Source organism: Marinobacter sp. NFXS9, from assembly GCF_040148665.1.
Taxonomy (GTDB): Bacteria; Pseudomonadota; Gammaproteobacteria; order Pseudomonadales; family Oleiphilaceae; genus Marinobacter_A; species Marinobacter_A mangrovi.
In genome coordinates, this window is the sequence record NZ_JAGDDW010000002.1 from 356,323 (window position 1) to 373,532 (window position 17,210).

The window sequence follows — 17,210 nt, forward strand, 5'->3', positions numbered from 1 at the left end:
ATGACCGGTGCAAGGTTTCCATTGATGCAGGGCTGTGGAAAGATGATTGGAAACGGTCCCCTTTCCCTGTCCGGTGAACATGGCAGCATCCGACGGTTTACTGAGTCCAGACGATACCCGTCAGTTACAACCCCGATTTGCCCTGATACTGGCGCTGAGCGCTTGTGTCCACCTTCTCCTGTTCGTTTTACTTCCCAGGACCTTCTGGCAACCGGATGCCACGGGCGTGCCCGCCGCGCTCTCGATTGAGATCGTAAAGCCTGAGCCGGAACCGGCGCCCAAACCCGAGCCAAAACCGAAACAGCCGGTTGCCAAACAACAGGAGCAACCCGAGCAGCGTCAGCATCTGCCCCGGAACAACGCTGAAAAGACAGACCTGCGCGGCACCGATTTCGAGGCGCCTGTCGAGGATACACCGGTAGCGGGTGAGAGCACCCCCACGCAGACTCATGTCAACGCCGAGGATAACAAGACCCGCATCGCCGAGGGTCAGCCAGACAAGACGGAGAAGGCGGCCGCCAGACCCCAGGTCACATCAAAACAGGCGACCACATCGGTTCCCGAGAAACAGGCGAAGAAACCCCAGGCGCCCCAGGGGATGAAATCCCTGTCGGATCAGGAGCTGGCGGGCGCCCGGGCCGGCTCCCAGGTCAGTGAAATCGAGCGCCGCCGTATCCAGATGGTCAACCATTTCCTGGCCCGGATGCAGATCCAGGTCGACGAGCGATTTCGCAAGCCGCTGGATGCGCGGGCCTTCGAGGAAGGGGTGATTTCCTTTGAACTGGACCCATCGGGCTATTTGTTGTCGGCCCGCATTGTCCAGTCCTCCGGCAACACCCGGTTGGATGCCAGCGCCTTGCAGGCCATCCGGGCTGTACCTCGCTTTGAGGTGCCGGATTCGCCCATTGTGGCGGCCCGGTACTATCGCCACCTGACGTTTCGCTACACCGGCGAATAGCGGTCGCCGGATTCAGCGGGTAAAGTAACGCATCGCCAACAGCCTGAACCGATTCTCCATGCTTAATACTCACGACGTCCTGCTCCGCAACCGCGAATACCTGACCGGCCGCCTGGCCCTGATTGGCCTGGTGGAGGCCTCTGTTCTGGGCCAGCTTCCGGGGGAACCCGGGGTGTTGGTGACCGATCATGCCGGTATCCATGAACAGTGGCAGGCACTGACGGACTGGCCGTCTGTTTTCGGGTACGACGGCCCGGCGCTGGCTGCGGACAGCGTGGACAGCGTGGTGGTGTTCATGCCCAAATCCCGGCAGGAGCTGGAACTGAGGCTGGCGCTGGCCGGGCATCTGACCCGTGCCGGCGGCACGCTGTTGCTGATTGGCGAAAAGAAAGAGGGCATTGCCGGTGGGGCGCGGGTGCTGCAGTTTACCTATCCGGATGCCTGCAAGGTGGACAGCGCGCGTCACTGCCAGGTCTGGATGGCGACGGTGCCCGCCGGTATGACCGGCTTCAACCTGTCTGCCTGGCGGAACTGGCACGTCATTAGAGCTGGCGGGATCGAGCTGGACGTGGCCGGCTTGCCGGGGATTTTCTCGGACGGCCGGCTCGACGTTGGAACGAAGCAGTTGTTGGCATCCTTCGAGGGCGAGACACCGGCCGGTCCGGTGCTGGACTTTGCCTGTGGTGCCGGTGTGGTGGGGGCGTGGCTGGCTCGCAAGGTACCGGATCTGACCGTCGATGCCGTGGACGTACAGTTCCAGGCGGTGGCCTGTGCCCGGGAGACCTACGCCCGGAACCATGTCAAAGGCGAGATCCGGCCATCGGATGGGTTGGCGGCGGTCACCGGTCATTACCGGCTTTTGGTCAGCAATCCACCGTTCCACACCGGCGTAAAAACCGATACGACGATGACCGAAGCGTTCCTGCGGGACGCGGCCAGACACCTGCAATCCGGTGGCGAGCTGCGCATTGTGGCCAACAGCTTCCTGCCTTACCCGGAGCTGATCAAACGTTATATCGGGCCGTGTGAAACCCTCAGCGAAGACCGCAAGTTCAGCGTCTACCGGGCGTTTCGGCGATAGCCGCCTCAGGCGCCGTAGTAGCCGGGCGTCCCCTCGATTGCGGTCGGGCGGTGCGGTATCAGCCCTTCTTCCTGGTAGTGGATATCCCACCAGCAATGGGGCAGCTGCTCGCCGGATGGAAACGATAACGACTGCTTGTCGAAGCTTTCCGGATCCTGCGTCTCTTCACCCCAGAGGAACCAGCCTTCCACGGTGTCCTTGCAGGGGTTGGTCAAGGTCGTCAGGTCGTTGGTCTCGATCAGATGCCCGGTAGGCATGTGTTTGAGTAACATAGCAAACCTCCCTCGGGAAGCCGCTGAACGGACGCCATTGAGGACTGAATCAGCGCTTCCTGTGTTCACTGTATGGTCAGCATAGTCCTTACGTTGGCCCTGAAAAAGCAGATTGTCGTTGGGCCGCGGCGTTCACTGAAATGTCCCCAAACCGTCACAGAGCTGTCACTGCAACGGGCGAGGCTGGCCATGAAACCAGCCAACGGTGAGGGAAAGGCGGATGCACCAATACCGGAGTGTGTTTATCTCGGACGTTCACCTGGGGTCACCGGACTGCCAGGCGGATTATCTATTGGATTTTCTCGACAACGTGCGGTGCGAAACGCTTTATCTGGTGGGTGACATTATTGATTTGATTGCCATGCAGCGACGGGTCCATTTCCCCGCGTCGCACCAGGCGGTGGTGCGCAAGCTTGTCGAATTGGCGGCGACCGGCACGAAAGTCATCTACGTGCCTGGTAATCACGATGAGTTCCTGCGCAATTTCTGCGGTCAGACCCTGGCCGGTATCGACCTGCGCCACAAGGCGGTGCATACCACGGCGGACGGACGCCGGTTTGTGGTTTGCCACGGCGATGAATTCGATCAGGTGGTGCGCTGCAGTCCGCTGCTGCTTCTGGTGGGCGATCGGGCGCACGGCATCCTGTTGCGCCTCAACCGGTGGTACAACGCCTGGCGACGGATGCGAGGCAAGCCCTATTGGTCGCTGGCGGCCTGGATCAAAACGCGCATTGGTCAGGCCCGCGCTTTTATCCAACGTTTCGAGATGGCGGCCCTGACCGCCGCCGAGCGTGGTCAGTACGATGGCTACATCTGCGGGCATATTCACTCGGCCGGTTTCCGGCAGGGCTCGGGTGGCCTTTACGTCAACGACGGCGATTGGGTGGAGCACTGTACCGCGCTGGTGGAAAACTTCGACGGCCATCTGGATATCCTGCACTGGTCGGAACGGCCGCACATTGTGGAATCCGAACCCGAGCGCTCGCCGGCCCGGGCGCCGGGCTGGACAGGCCCCGTGCCGGTTCAGCCGGATTCCGGAGGGCTTACGGCGCGGGTGTCCACGCGCCACTGAAGTGATGCTGTCCGTTACGGTGCGCTGGAGTCGTTGGCCCGTGAACGCTTGAGATCGGCGCGCATTTTCAGGCGCGCCTCGCGGCGCATGTCCGCCTCACGGTAGCGCCGCAGCTGCTTGTGGGTTTCCGGCTCGACTTCCGGCACCGTTAGCGGTTCGCCGTTGTCGTCCAGAGCGACGAAGGTGAAATAGGCGGATACGATATGCCGCTCTTCCCGCGTGTAGCTGTTCTCCGCTACCACCCGAACCCCGATTTCCATGGACGAATGCCAGCTGCGATTGATCGAGGCCCGAAAGATCAGGGTGTCGTTGCCCTTGGCAGGCGCCCGGAACGCGAAAGAATCCACCGCCGCTGTGACACAGACACAACCGGAATGGCGTTCGGCCACGACCAGGGCGAGCCGGTCGCACTTGGCCATGATCATGCCACCAAACGCGGTCTGGTGGGCGTTCAGGTCGTTCGGGAAGACCTTGTAGACGTGACCTTCAATCGCGGACGCCGAAACCGTCGCGGTCCGGGGTGTTTGCATGGGCGAGTCCCTCGTGAAATCGGATGGTCTTTGGGGCGCGAGTTTCTCAGATAGCGCTGTTGACGGCCATCCGGACATAAAAAAGCCCCTGGGGTGAGGGGCAAGAAAGCTCCGTTGTGAACAGGAGCGATCGTCGATGCTCGGTTTGCGGCGTCACTGACGGTCGCTGTTCTCAGCGTTGTCGGGCTTCGGACGCAGGTCGTGCAATTGGTCGATCAATGCTTTGGCGCGGCTTTCGGCGCTGGTCCGGTAATGCTGGAGTTTGGGTTTGACGTCCAGCTCATAAGCCTTGCCGGCACGGTCGGTCAGGTAAGCCGACATCATGTTGGCGTTCCAGATCAGCTTTCTGCGGACGTCATAGGTGGCGATGTCCAGGCGCAGTGCCAACTGGCGCAGGGACGGGTTGCGCTCGCGAATCTGGTTGACGATATCGGCCAGGCTGGCGTTCTCGGTCGACTCGGCACCCATGTCCTTGAGAACCTTTTTCAACTCGATCGAAGCGGCATCCAGCTGCGGACGGACCTGGGCCTCCATCCGTTCGCGAAGCTGTTTGACGTTTTCCAGACTGTCTTTCAAAGAATACTGCACCATGATTTCCTCTCGCGTAGACTGCGTAGCCGGTCGGACGCCGGCTATAAGCGGGCTGACTTGATGATGGGTTTACGATAGCGACAATTATTAGAGTGTTCAGCCTAGGGATAGCCTTATGAAGTTTCCTGGGCCAGGCGATAGCGGAGAATGGCTGCGTGGCGGATAACGAGCTGCAACTGGATCATGGCGTCTTGCGCCTGGAGCGCCCGGGGAAGGGAGGACGCGACCTGCGCGCCTGGGATGCGGCGGATGAGCAGCTGATTGAGGCGGTTCGGGAACGTTGGTCAGGAGTCGGCGCAGAGCGTCCCCGCGTTGTGATTGTGGACGACAGTTTCGGCGCGTTGACCCTGGGGGTGGCGGATATCGCCCCGATGAGCCTGGCCGACAGCGCGCTTTGCCGGGTGGCGGTGAGTCGTAATGCCACCCTCAATAACCTGCCGGCACCGTCTATTCACAGTTGGTTGTCGCCGCCGACGGGGCTTTTCGACACCGTCGTGCTCAAGATACCGCGTCACCTGGATTACCTTGAATACCTGCTGCGTTGGGCCAACGACCATCTGGCGCCTGAGGGTGTGGTGATCGCCGGCGGGATGATCAAGCACTTGCCCGATCGCTGCGTCGACGTCTTCACAAGACTGATGGGCAGCAACGAACCCCGCCCGGCCAGACGCAAGGCCCGGGTGATCGTTGCCCCACGCGGGACGGCGGGTCTGGCGGATTGGAATCGGGAATGGCGCGGGTACACGCTGGATAACGTTGCCGGCCCGGTCGAGGCGTTGCCTGCGGTGTTTTCCCGTGACCAGCTCGATCAGGGAACCCGGGTTTTCCTGCCCTCTGTGCGCGAGGTCTTGGCTTCTCTTCCGTCGGCAGCCCGAGTGTTGGACCTTGGGTGTGGTAATGGCGTGCTCGGGCTGATGGCGTTGCTGACCCGTGACGATTGCACGGTGACGTTTGCCGATGTCTCCAGTCAGGCGCTGGCCAGCGCCAAGCGCAATGCGGAGACGAGAGGCGTGGCCGGGCGAGCGCGATTTGAGCACGGCGACGGCGTTCCGCGTGACGGGCGTTTCGATCTCGTCCTGTGCAACCCGCCGTTCCATGAGGGCGGAGCCGTCGGCGATCACATTGCCCTGCGGATGTTCCGTCAGGCCGCGGCCGCACTGGCACCCGCCGGGCAGTTGCTGGTGGTGGGGAATCGCCACCTGGGGTACCACGTCAAGCTGAGACGCTGGTTCAGCTCGGTGCAGCAGCAGGCGGCCGATCCGAAATTCGTGGTTTTTGCCTGCCGCGTCAGCCGCTGACGGGCCGGCCGTAGCCCATGCGGGCCAGGGTGTCTACGATGGTTTGGGTCTGGCTGTCGATCTCGATGTTCACCCGGTCGCCGGTTTCCAGCGTGCCAAAGGTGGTGACGCGAAGGGTTTCCGGGATCAGGTGGACGTTGAAGGTGTCTTCGGTCACGCTGCCAATGGTGAGACTGGCCCCGTTGACGGCGATGTAGCCCTTGGCAAAGATGTACTTCATCCAGTCCCGGGGCACCCGGAAGTGAATCGTCCGATTGTTTTCCGGCGTTTCGATGGCCGTCACTTCGGCCGTGGTGTGAACGTGCCCGGACAGCAGGTGGCCGCCAATTTCATCGCCGATGCGGGCGGCGCGCTCGAAATTGACGTGATCGCCGGCCTGCAGGTCGCCCAGCGTGGTCAGGCTCAGGGTTTCCTGCATGGCATCGAAATAGAGCTCATTCCCGTCCTGGCGGGTGACCGTCAGGCAGGTGCCGTTGAGGGCGACCGAGGCGCCAATCGCCACACCGTCGACGCGATCGTCCGGAAAGACCAGGACAAACGTGGACAGGCCGGGGCGTTGCTCGACGTTGATGACTCGGGCCTGGCCCTGAACGATTCCGGTAAACATGGTGTCTCCAGTGCGGGAAAGGGAACTTGGGGCGGCCTGACAGGCGCTCCGCTGGCTGGCGGTAGCATAACGGTCCTGCCGGATCATGCCAAGCGGCCGCGGGCTCAAGGTTTTCGGACAGCGGCCGATAGCCTGTAGACGGTGCAGATCAAACGAACGAGGGGAGGGGAGGCATGGCAGTATCCGACGCGAACGAGCGGCCCTCGCCTGTTTTGCAGCCGGGGCGTCCTGCCGATCCCAAGCCGACCCAGCCGCCCGCCACCACGAGCGAGGCACAGCCTCCGGCCACCCGCAGCACCGACGTCTCCAAACCATCGGAACCATCAACGTCAGGCGAGGTGGCCGAGCCCTCCGAGGTTGCGGGCGAGAGCGAAGACGCCAACGAAAGCCCGCCCGAGGAAAGCAAAGAGACGGTCCTCCTGCGTCAGCGGGATCGACGACGTCTGCTGCGCCAGTGCGAGCGGGTGTTGCTGCTGGATTTCAACACACTGGCCATACCGGACTGGCCCGATAACTTTAGCCTTTCAGCGGCTCGCCGCCGTCGGGATCTCTGGCTATTTGCCGCCTCCCTGGCTGCGGTGGTGTTTCTTGCCGGCGTACCCGGCATGGTGCCTGCCTGGGTGGCTGGTAGCGGGTTCGGGGCGTTTGTGCTGATAGCGCTGGCCGGCGTGCCGTTTGTTCGCCGGATATTCTCGTCCAGGCCCAGCTATATGGACCTCCTGTTATTGCGTCAGCAACGGTTGCGGGAGGCCCGCAGCCATATTGCGCATCTTGAGGGCGAGGAAGGGCTCGCGTGGCAATGCGCGATGATGACGGATTGCAATCCGGCGCTGCGTTCCACCCGTTTCAGCACCCTGGTTAACCTGTCCGAGAAGCGAATGCTGGCGCGCCAGTTGCGACGACGTGAGCACATCAGGCTCTACCTGATTTTCATGCTGGAAGCCGAGAAGGCTTACGACCGGCTTCAGAGTCGTTATTTTGAGAGCCATCAACAGGCGATCGATAACGGCTGGGAGCAGCCATCTGAGCCCACGTCGGAAGCGGCTGAGCCCGATCAGCCCGATGAGTCAGACGCTTCCTCTCAGCACTAGCAGCCAACCAGGCTGGCATTCGGAGTCGAGTTGGCTCGATGGTTCGCGGCCTGGCGTTTTTTGGTGCGGCTCTATTTCTGTTTTGTGCGCAAATGTGGTGCCATTCCGCAAATAAAACATCCTGAATGCACTATTTGAGTGCGTAATGGGTGCCTTTTAGATCTTCCCCTTATTTCCAGTCAGTCGTTTATAGCTTCCAACTCTTTGATATGAGTGCCTGTGTTCCATGCTGGAACATTTCTTGTATCGGTGTGCGCCCAAATAATGCAGCGGGGTGTGCAGACGCAATGAGGCGTGGGACGGATGATCGTCCGCGGGCTTTTGCGCGCAGCCCCGGCAGTTCATCAGAATAAAGACGGGAGCATTGAACCGTGGAGACGACGAGCGCAGTGGAAACGCTGCTGCAGAGTGCGAATACCTTTTTCCTGTTGCTGGGAGCGATCATGGTGCTGGCCATGCACGCCGGCTTTGCCTTCCTGGAAGTCGGGACCGTGCGGCACAAGAACCAGGTGAATGCCCTGGTCAAGATCATGACGGACTTTGGTGTATCGACGCTGGCCTATTTCTTTATCGGTTACAGCGTGGCCTACCACACCAATTTCTTTGCCAGTGCTTCGGTGCTGACCCAGGCCAACGGGTATGACCTGGTCAAGTTTTTCTTCCTCCTGACCTTCGCGGCTGCGATTCCCGCCATTGTGTCAGGCGGTATTGCAGAGCGGGCGCGATTCTATCCGATGCTGGTGGCTTCCGGTCTTATCGTGGCTCTGGTGTATCCGTTCTTCGAGGGGCTCGTGTGGAATGGGAATTACGGTTTTCAGGCCTGGCTGGACGCTACCTTCGGCGCGCCGTTCCATGACTTTGCCGGCTCGGTCGTTGTCCACGGCGTTGGCGGCTGGATCGCGCTGGCCGCGATCCTGTTGCTGGGCGCGCGCAACGGTCGTTACCGTAACGGTCGGGTGGTGGCCTTTGCACCGTCCAATATCCCGTTCCTGGCGCTGGGCGCCTGGATCCTGTGCGTAGGCTGGTTTGGTTTTAACGTGATGTCCGCCCAGACGCTGGACGGCATCAGCGGCCTTGTGGCCGTGAACAGTCTGATGGCGATGGTCGGCGGGATCGTGGTGGCGATGCTGGTGGGTCGTAAGGACCCCGGCTTTATTCATAACGGCCCGTTGGCCGGGCTGGTAGCGGTCTGTGCCGGTTCCGACCTGATGCATCCGATCGGTGCCCTGGTGACTGGCGGCGTTGCCGGTGCGCTGTTTGTCTTCCTGTTCGAGTGGGCCCAGAACAAGATGCCGCGCCTGGACGATGTCCTCGGTGTGTGGCCGCTGCACGGGATTTGTGGCGTCTGGGGTGGCCTGGCCGCCGGGATCTTCGGCCAGTCGGCACTGGGCGGGCTGGGCGGCGTCAGCTTCACGGCGCAATTGATCGGTACGGTGACCGGCATCGTGGTGGCTTTCGTTGGCGGTCTGGTGGTGTACGGGCTGGTCAACGTGGTGAGTTCGATCCGGTTGTCCCAGGAAGAAGAGTTCGAGGGCGCGGATTTGTCCGTTCACCGCATTGCAGCGACTTCAATGGATAAGTAGCCGGTAGAGAATGGCGCTTACCAACGCAAAGCGCAGGCACCGAAAGGGCCTGCGCTTTTTGCGTTAAGGGGTGAGGATTTTCCGGGGCAAGCTATATTAATGAGCGACGGAAGAGGCGGAGTCATTGGCCGACCTGGTCGGCTTGCTTGACAAGGATAACCATCAAACGTATGTTTTAAACATACGTTTGGTAGGTTCACCTTGGCGGTAGGTTATGGCGCAGTCCGATACAGTTGATCGCATCCTCAATGCTGCAGAAGAGCTGTTTGCAGAACGCGGCTTCTCTGAAACATCGCTGCGTATGATTACCAGCAAGGCTAACGTTAATCTGGCAGCGGTCAATTACCATTTTGGCTCAAAGAACGCCCTGATCCAGGCGGTTTTTGCCCGCTTCCTGACGCCATTTTCCGAAACCCTGGATAAAGCGTTCGATGATCTGGAGCGCCGTTGCAAAGGCGAGCCGCCCACGCTGCAGCAAACCCTTTGGGTGTTAACTGAAAGCGCCGTGCGCATGCCCCATCGCAACGAGAAGGGCATCTCCATCTTCATGCGCCTGCTGGGATTGGCCTACACCCAGTCCCAGGGGCACCTTCGCAAGTTCCTGGAACAGGAATACAGCGAGCCTTTCGGGCGCCTGATGCGTCTGCTCAAGGCCGGCACCCCGCAACTCTCCGCGGTGGACCGTTACTGGCGTATCCAGTTCATGCTGGGCGCCACGGCCTTTACCATGTCCAGCAGCGATGCCCTGCGCGAAATTCTCGAGAACAAGCTGGGTATCGACACCACGGTGCAGGAAATCGCCGCACGCCTGGTGCCGTTCCTGGCTGCCGGCCTGCAGGCGGACGATCCCATCTCGGTGCCGAAGACCGCCTGATCGCGGCACCATCCTCCCGGTCCGGGGCCCAGCTTTCCATGACGGTTTTGTAAAAAGCAGGCCTTTGCACGCGCTTCTTGAGGCCTGGCCCGTTGTGACGGGTGGCTGGCCTGGGGTAATCTCTGCGCCATCAAGCCGGATTCCACGGAACCGGTTCACTGGACCGAGGTGATGTGTGCCTGTTGCCGAACATCTGCAGATCAGTCTTTCCCGCCAGACGCTGACCGCGCGCATGAACGACGGGGCGATAGTGACCTATTCGGTGTCGACCGCGGCCAACGGCCCGGGTGAAGCCAACGGGTCCGGCTGCACGCCGCGGGGCGAGCATTATGTGCGTGCCTGTATTGGCGCCGACCAGCCGCGCGGCACAGTCTTCCGCGGTCGCCGTCCGACGGGCGAGATCTATACAGCCGAACTGGCGAACGCCTTTCCGGATCGGGACTGGATCCTGTCCCGGATCCTCTGGCTGTGTGGTCGTGAATCGGGCCGCAATCGAGGCGGGCAGGTCGACTCCATGCGCCGCTATATTTACATTCACGGTACCCCCGATACTGAGCCGATGGGCATTGCCGCCTCTCACGGCTGTATTCGCATGCGTAATGATGACGTGATCGCCCTGTTCGAGATGGTTCAGCCGGGCACGCCAATCACGATTACGGAATAAAATCCGGTGAAAAGGGCGCGTGAAGGTCATTATGGCGCCGCTCATCCGCTGGATGGGTGACAACAAAAAGGAAGCAGGAGACCGATTTGGAAGACACGCCGCAGAGCATTCAGAGTTGGGTCGAGAACTATAACCTGTTGTCACTTGAGTGGCGGGTCACCATCGCTGTGTTCGCCATGGTGTGTGCAACGGCACTGGTCGCCTTTATCGTCAGTCGGATCATCGCCCGGCTGGAGCGCAAGTTCAGCGAAACCAAGAATCTTTGGGACGACGCGTTCCTGCACGCGCTGCGTCTGCCGGCGGTCGGGTTCGTCTGGCTCCAGGGAGTGTACTGGGCGGCGAACATCGCCAAGCGTTATTCCGACGCCGAGATTTTCAAGGCCAATAACACGATCCTGAAAATCGGCATCATCTGGTTGTTGGTCTGGACCCTGTGGCGCTTCGTCAAACAGGCGGAGGGCATCCTGGCGTCGCCCGCGAAAATGCGGCGGCCGATGGACTACACCACCGTATTGGCGGTCAGCAAGCTGGCCCGAGCCGTGGTGGTCATTACCGCCGCGCTGGTGATCATGGAAACGCTGGGATACAGCATTTCGGGCGTGCTGGCGTTCGGCGGGATCGGCGGGATCGCCATCGGTTTTGCGGCCAAGGATCTGCTGGCCAACTTCTTCGGGGGATTGATGGTGTATCTGGATCGCCCGTTCAAGGTGGGGGACTGGATCCGCTCACCGGACCAGGAAATCGAAGGCACGGTCGAACACATCGGCTGGCGCCTGACGACCATCCGCACCTTCGATAAGCGCCCGCTTTATGTCCCCAATGCGGCGTTCACCAATATCTCGGTGGAAAACCCGTCCCGCATGACCAACCGCCGGATCAACGAGACCATTGGTATCCGCTACGTCGATGTGGCCGAGATCAGCTCGATTGTGCATGACATCCGGGAGATGCTGGAGAACCACGAGGAGATCGACAGCGACCAGACGCTGATCGTCAATTTTGCCCAGTTCAACCATTCCTCGCTGGACATCATGGTCTACACCTTTACCAAAACGGTGGAGTGGGTGAAGTACCACGCGATCAAGCAGGATGTGCTGCTGCAGATCAGCGAGATTATCGGCAGTTACGGCGCTGAAGTGGCCTTCCCGACCCGCACGTTGCATGTGGCCGACGCCGTCCGGCTTGAGCGGGATGCCGAGCAGGGCCAGGCTGACGAGGATGGCGAAGGCGGGGACCGCCCTGATTATCGAGAGGCGGACTCCCTCAGCGACTACAACAAGGACGGCAAGGCGGACAAAACCACATACGGAGACGTTGACTCATGAGTGAAGCAAGCGCCCCGCAAGCGCCGGCGATTGGCATTATTGGCGGTACCGGCCTGACGCAGCTGGATGGCCTGGAAATTACCGGTGAACGCCGTGTCGAAACGCCCTGGGGCGAGCCGTCAGCGCCGTTGGTGATGGGGCGGCTGGGCGGCGTGCCGGTGGTGTTCCTGGCGCGCCACGGTGATCCGCATTGCATTCCGCCGCACCAGGTGAATTATCGAGCCAACCTCTGGGCCCTGCGGGATGCCGGCGTGAAGGCGGTGGTCGGTGTGAATGCGGTTGGCGGGATTCATGCGGCCATGGGGCCGGCGCAAATCGTGGTTCCGGATCAGCTGATCGACTACACCTGGGGGCGCCCCAGCACCTATTTTGAAGGGGAGTTGGACCACGTCACCCACATCGACTTTACCGCCCCCTACACCGAGCGACTGCGCGAGGCCCTCAAGGCCGCCGCCCTGGACAGCGGCGTCCACTGCATTGATTTCGGGGTCTACGCCGCGACCCAGGGGCCACGGCTGGAAACCGCGGCCGAAGTCCGACGGCTGGAGCGGGACGGTTGCGATCTGATCGGGATGACCGGCATGCCGGAAGCCGCACTGGCTGCTGAGCTGGAACTGGAATACGCCTGTCTGGCGCTGGTGGTGAACTGGGCCGCCGGCAAGTCGGATCACATCATTACGATGGACGATATCCAGGCGGCCATTGATGAGGGCATGTCAGGTGTCCGGGCCACACTGACCCGGTTCCTGCAAAGCGGTTACTGAGACGCGCCCTGATCGTCCAGGGGCTGGAAATAGACCAGCAGGCCCAGGGTGGGGGAGTCCAGGTAATGGATTTCCTCACTGCGCATGCGACGGGTCTGGTGCAACCAGGTAACCAGCTCACGGTCGGGATGCGCATCGCCGTTGAGGCCCTGCGGCCCGGATGCGTCGCCGCCGCCCGGCATGTAAGGGTTGTTGCCCATGTCCTGCGCTGCTGGCGCTGTCTCGCGGCTATCCATCGCGTCAGAGGTCGCCTCCGGCTGGCTGGCCTTGCGCCACTGATTCAGCTTCGCGGTAACGTGCAGATAACGCACCCGATCAATATCGATATAGCCTTCCACTTCGCGATCGCCGGCACTGTCGATCACATCCCCGAGGGAAATGCGCATCGGCTCGCCGTTGTAGTCGGGCGGGAACGACTGGACCCAGCCGGTCGCCATCAGCACGCGGTAGCGGCCGCTGCTTTCCAGACGGTTAGCGGCGCTGCTGAGATAGAGGTTATTGCGGGAAACCAGGTTCAGGTCGGACATCACCTGGCCGCCAGGACTGACCGTCCAGAGATTCCGGGTGATGTCCCGGGGTGTTTCCGGCCGCCGGGTCTGCATCTGTTCGGCGATGTTGTCGGTGGCGCCCAGTCGTTCGAACAGGACCAGCTCGGCGCGGTACTTGTCGGCGGCAGCGGCGTTGCCTGCGATTGAAAAAAGTGCCATTGCCAGGGCCAACGGCGCCAGCCAGCGTGTCTGGAAATCCTGCAAAACTCCGTACTCCCGTTTCTGGGCCAGCGGCACTGGCCAAAGGCGGCGATGGATCACGCGGGCGCTTTCTCGAGCTCCCCGAGCATGTCCGCGACGCCGGCAAGTTTACCATCGGTCGTTGTGTCCTTCAGCCTGAAGCGGAAGGTGTTCGCGCCCTCCAGTCTATAGGATTGCGGCGCGCTCTGGACTTTCTGGACAAGAATTAAGGGATCGACCGGTGTCTGGTTGCCAAACTCCAGCCGGCCCCATTCGCTGCCGGCATCAATCTTGGCGATGCCGAGTTTCTCGGCCCGGATGCGCAACTGGGACTGGCGCATCAGGTTCTTGGCCGGGTCCGGCAGCAATCCGAAGCGGTCGATCATCTCCACCTGCAGCTCTTTCAGCTCGTCCTGGGTTCGCGTGCTGGCGATGCGTTTGTAGAGCATCAGGCGGTTGTGGACGTCGGGCAGATAGTCGTCGGGAATCAGTGCCGGAATGCGCAAATTGATCTCGGTGCCATGACTTAATGGTAATTCCGCATTGGGCGTGCGACCTTCGCGGATCGCTTTGACCGCCTCATCCAGCAGCTCCATGTAAAGGGTAAAGCCGATCGTCTCGATCTGCCCGCTTTGTTCCTCGCCCAGCAGTTCGCCGGCGCCCCGGATCTCCAGATCCTGCGTGGCCAGCATAAAACCGGCGCCCAGGTCCTGGGCCATGGAAATGGCCTCCAGACGCTTTTCCGCATCGCTGCTCATGCTTTTGGGCGGGGGCGTGAGCAGGTAGGCGTAGGCCTGGTGGTGGGAGCGTCCGACGCGACCGCGCAGCTGGTGCAGTTGGGCGAGACCGAACTTGTCTGCGCGCTCGATGATGATGGTGTTCGCGCTGGGGATGTCGATGCCGGTCTCGATGATGGTGGTGCACACCAGCACGTTGAAACGCTTGTGGTAGAAGTCGGACATGATCTGCTCAAGCTCGCGCTCGCGCATCTGGCCGTGCGCCACGCCCACGCGGGCCTCGGGAATCAGTTCGCGCAGATCCGACGCCATCTTCTCAATGGTGCTGACTTCGTTGTGCAGGAAATACACCTGACCACCCCGCAGAATTTCCCGCAGGATCGCTTCCTTGATCAGGGCGTCTTCGCGCTGGCGGACAAAGGTCTTCACCGACAGGCGCCGGGCTGGTGGCGTGGCGATGATGGACAGGTCGCGGAGGTGGCCCATGGCCATGTTCAGCGTCCGGGGAATCGGCGTGGCGGTCAGTGTCAGCAGATCCACCTCGGCGCGCAGCGCCTTGAGCCGTTCTTTCTGCTGGACGCCGAAACGGTGCTCCTCATCGATGATCACCAGCCCCAGGTTCTTGAAATGAACATCCCCCTGCAGGAGTTTGTGGGTGCCGATCACGATGTCCGCCTTGCCGGATTCGATGTTGGTCATGGTCTGGCTGGCCTGCTTGCCTGTGCGGAAGCGGCTCAGCAGTTCGACGTTGACTGGCGTATCCGCAAAGCGGTCCCGGAAGGATTCGTAATGCTGCTGGGCGAGCAGGGTAGTCGGCACCAGGACGGCCACCTGTTTGCCGGAATAGGTGGCCATGAACGCCGCCCGCATGGCGACTTCCGTCTTGCCGAAGCCCACGTCGCCGCACACCAGCCGGTCCATCGGTCGTTCGCTGGTCATATCCTCGATGACGGCTTCAATGGCGGCCTGCTGGTCCGGCGTCTCTTCGAACGGGAACCCGGCGACAAAGCTGCGATAACTCTCGGCCGGGTTGTCGAAGACGAAGCCCTTGCGGGCCTCGCGCCGGGCGTAGACATCGAGCAGTTCTGCGGCCGTGTCGCGGATTTTTTCCAGGGCCTTCTGCTTGGCCTGGCTCCAGCGGTCGGTGCCCAGCTTGTGCAGCGGGGCCAGCTCGTTTTCGGCGCCGGCGTAGCGGGAAATCAGGTGCAGGCTGGAGACCGGCACATAGAGCTTGGCGTTGTTGGCGTACTCGAGGGTCAGGAATTCTTCGGCCGTCTCCTTGTCCACGGCGATGGTCTGAAGCCCCTGGTAGCGCCCGACGCCATGGTCGATGTGTACGACCGGGGCGCCTATGCGCAGCTCTGACAGGTCGCGGTAGCCCGAGTCGTTGATCTCCGTCGGTTTCTCCCGGCGCCGCTGCTGCAGCACGCGCTCGCCAAACAATTCGGTTTCGGTGATCAGGGCCAGGCCGGGTTGGGCCAGCAGGCAGCCGGCGTCCAGTGGCGCGATGGTGATGGCCAGGGGCGCTTCGCCGGTCACGAAAGACGGCCAGTCCGTCAGCGTTTCCGGATGCAGGTCGTAGTCGGACAGGTTGTCCGCCAGGGCCTCCCGGCGGCCGGCGGATTCCACGCACAACAGGGTTCGTCCCCCGAATGCCGACAGGAAGTCTTTCAGGCGATGGGCCGGGTCGTGGGCCTTGCCGTCCATGGACACGTTGGTAATAGCGCGGGTATCGCAATGGCGTTCCCGGGCACCGGCATCGGCCGTTTCGGTCTGGAGGGTGACCCGTGGGAACTGTTTGATGTGGCCGAAGCACTCGTCCTTGGCCATGAACAGCTGGGCGGGCTCGAGAATCGGGCGAAAACGATCGTAGCGCCGATCCTCATAGCGCGCCTCTGCCTCCTGCCGGGCGTGGTCCAGCGCCGGTTCGAGCCCGGCGGAGGTGAAGACACGGGTGTTGTCCGGCAGGTAGTCGAACAGCGTTGCCGTTTCCTCGAAGAACAGCGGCAGATAGTACTCGATGCCTGGCGGTGTGATGCCCTGACTCACATCCTTATAGATGGGCGCATCCTTGTCCGCATGCGGAAAATGCTCAAACCAGCGGTTGCGGAAGCTGGAGCGCGCTTCCTTGTGCCAGGGGAATTCGTTGGCCGGCAACAATTCGATCCGCTCGATCTGCTCGACGGAGCGCTGGGTTTCCGGGTCGAAGGTGCGCAGGGTTTCGATTTCGTCGTCGAACAGGTCGATCCGGTAGGGCTGGCTGGCGCCCATGGGGAAAATATCCAGGATGGCGCCGCGCACCGCGTATTCGCCGTGCTCGTAGACGTTCTCGGTGTGACGGTAGCCGGCAGCTTCCAGCTGCTGGCGCCAGCGGTCGATATCCAGGGTCTGGCCGATTTCCAGCAGCAGCGTGTTGCCCTGCAGGTAAGACGCCGGGGCCAGCCGATGCAGCAGCGTACGGGCCGGCACGACCAGAAGCCCGCGTTGGGCCCGGGGCAGCCGGTGCAGTGTGCGGATACGCCGGGAAATGATGTCCTGGTGCGGCGAAAACATGTCGTAGGGCAGGGTTTCCCAATCCGGCAGCGACAGCAGTTCAAAGCCGTCGTCGGCGACGGCTTCGGCATTTTCATCCGCCGGCAGGCCCAGGAAGAAGCGTAGCGATTGCTCCAGGCGGATCGCCTCATCCGTGCTGGCGGTGATCACCAGGGTCAGGCCGTCGTGCCGCCGCGAGCCTTCGCAAATGGCCAGGGCCTGCCCGCTGCCGTGCAGGCCGCTCCAGATCTCATGGCTGGCCGGCTGGGTCGGCATCTCGGGAGCAAGGAGGCTGGGGCTGGCAACGGCTTGTGTCATGGTGCGTGTCACGTCCTGGCTGGCTTGGGGAGGTCCGCCGCTTCAAGTGAGCAGAGCAACCCGGTTTGATAGGGGAGTGCCATTCTAGCCGCCGGTTACCGGACTGTCATGGCACCGTCACTCAGACTGGCCTGCTTGGGCTTGTTCGGCGGTTCCTTACATTGGATAATATGCGCCCAAATTAC

General features: G+C 61.7%; 16 protein-coding genes. 10 read left to right on the forward strand and 6 right to left on the reverse strand.

The window, feature by feature from the left end; genetic code table 11:
• Window positions 1-79 precede the first annotated feature (79 nt).
• A complete protein-coding gene (locus tag J3364_RS05245; protein ID WP_349557318.1) occupies window positions 80-958 on the forward strand; it encodes an energy transducer TonB family protein in 879 nt (292 codons plus the stop codon).
• A 58-nt stretch (window positions 959-1,016) separates the two neighbouring features.
• Entirely contained in the window at window positions 1,017-2,039 is a 1,023-nt protein-coding gene (locus J3364_RS05250; RefSeq protein WP_349557319.1) for a class I SAM-dependent methyltransferase, read from the forward strand.
• 5 nt (window positions 2,040-2,044) lie between these two features.
• Here J3364_RS05250 and J3364_RS05255 read toward each other — a convergent pair whose 3' ends face one another.
• A complete protein-coding gene (locus J3364_RS05255) occupies window positions 2,045-2,311 on the reverse strand; it encodes an acetyltransferase (RefSeq protein WP_123633271.1) in 267 nt (88 codons plus the stop codon).
• Between the two features lie 220 nt (window positions 2,312-2,531).
• Here J3364_RS05255 and J3364_RS05260 point away from each other — a divergent pair, with 220 nt between their 5' ends.
• On the forward strand, window positions 2,532-3,383 hold the full coding sequence (locus J3364_RS05260; RefSeq protein ID WP_349557321.1) for a UDP-2,3-diacylglucosamine diphosphatase: 852 nt from the start codon (window positions 2,532-2,534) through the stop codon (window positions 3,381-3,383).
• A gap of 14 nt (window positions 3,384-3,397) precedes the next feature.
• Here J3364_RS05260 and J3364_RS05265 read toward each other — a convergent pair whose 3' ends face one another.
• Both J3364_RS05265 and J3364_RS05270 read right to left on the reverse strand, forming a co-directional pair.
• Window positions 3,398-3,913 (reverse strand): acyl-CoA thioesterase, encoded by a 516-nt coding sequence (locus J3364_RS05265; RefSeq protein WP_349557323.1) that lies wholly within the window; start codon window positions 3,911-3,913, stop codon window positions 3,398-3,400.
• 153 nt (window positions 3,914-4,066) lie between these two features.
• Window positions 4,067-4,504, reverse strand: coding sequence for a hypothetical protein (locus J3364_RS05270; protein ID WP_349557325.1), 438 nt, complete (start codon window positions 4,502-4,504; stop codon window positions 4,067-4,069).
• 155 nt (window positions 4,505-4,659) lie between these two features.
• On the opposite strand from J3364_RS05270, the gene J3364_RS05275 reads away from it, so the two are divergent.
• The gene (locus J3364_RS05275) at window positions 4,660-5,802 is read left to right on the forward strand and encodes a class I SAM-dependent methyltransferase (protein ID WP_349557327.1); all 1,143 of its coding nucleotides are present in this window, start codon (window positions 4,660-4,662) and stop codon (window positions 5,800-5,802) included.
• Here J3364_RS05275 and J3364_RS05280 read toward each other — a convergent pair.
• The gene (locus tag J3364_RS05280) at window positions 5,792-6,409 is read right to left on the reverse strand and encodes a riboflavin synthase subunit alpha (protein ID WP_349557329.1); all 618 of its coding nucleotides are present in this window, start codon (window positions 6,407-6,409) and stop codon (window positions 5,792-5,794) included. The two genes, J3364_RS05275 and J3364_RS05280, sit on opposite strands and share 11 nt — an antisense overlap.
• Before the next feature lie 173 nt (window positions 6,410-6,582).
• Here J3364_RS05280 and J3364_RS05285 point away from each other — a divergent pair, with 173 nt between their 5' ends.
• The 6 genes from J3364_RS05285 (at window position 6,583) to J3364_RS05310 (ending at window position 12,710) form a co-directional block, all read left to right on the forward strand.
• A complete protein-coding gene (locus J3364_RS05285; protein WP_349557331.1) occupies window positions 6,583-7,500 on the forward strand; it encodes a hypothetical protein in 918 nt (305 codons plus the stop codon).
• A 371-nt stretch (window positions 7,501-7,871) separates the two neighbouring features.
• Window positions 7,872-9,083 (forward strand): ammonium transporter, encoded by a 1,212-nt coding sequence (locus J3364_RS05290; RefSeq protein WP_349557333.1) that lies wholly within the window; start codon window positions 7,872-7,874, stop codon window positions 9,081-9,083.
• 214 nt (window positions 9,084-9,297) lie between these two features.
• Window positions 9,298-9,957: a TetR/AcrR family transcriptional regulator gene (locus J3364_RS05295; RefSeq protein WP_123633278.1), complete on the forward strand. Its 660-nt coding sequence runs from the start codon at window positions 9,298-9,300 to the stop codon at window positions 9,955-9,957.
• Between the two features lie 175 nt (window positions 9,958-10,132).
• Entirely contained in the window at window positions 10,133-10,621 is a 489-nt protein-coding gene (locus tag J3364_RS05300) for a L,D-transpeptidase family protein (RefSeq protein WP_502882475.1), read from the forward strand.
• An 86-nt stretch (window positions 10,622-10,707) separates the two neighbouring features.
• A complete protein-coding gene (locus tag J3364_RS05305) occupies window positions 10,708-11,946 on the forward strand; it encodes a mechanosensitive ion channel family protein (RefSeq protein ID WP_349557334.1) in 1,239 nt (412 codons plus the stop codon).
• Complete coding sequence (locus J3364_RS05310) at window positions 11,943-12,710, forward strand: S-methyl-5'-thioinosine phosphorylase (protein WP_349557336.1); 768 nt, start codon at window positions 11,943-11,945, stop codon at window positions 12,708-12,710. Before J3364_RS05305 ends, J3364_RS05310 begins: the two co-directional genes overlap by 4 nt.
• Here the strand turns inward: J3364_RS05310 and J3364_RS05315 are convergent.
• Window positions 12,704-13,462, reverse strand: a complete 759-nt coding sequence (locus J3364_RS05315) for a CsiV family protein (RefSeq protein WP_349557338.1) — start codon at window positions 13,460-13,462, stop codon at window positions 12,704-12,706. The two genes, J3364_RS05310 and J3364_RS05315, sit on opposite strands and share 7 nt — an antisense overlap.
• 53 nt (window positions 13,463-13,515) lie before the next feature.
• A complete protein-coding gene (gene mfd, locus J3364_RS05320) occupies window positions 13,516-17,025 on the reverse strand; it encodes a transcription-repair coupling factor (protein ID WP_502882476.1) in 3,510 nt (1,169 codons plus the stop codon).
• Between the last annotated feature and the right edge of the window lie 185 nt (window positions 17,026-17,210).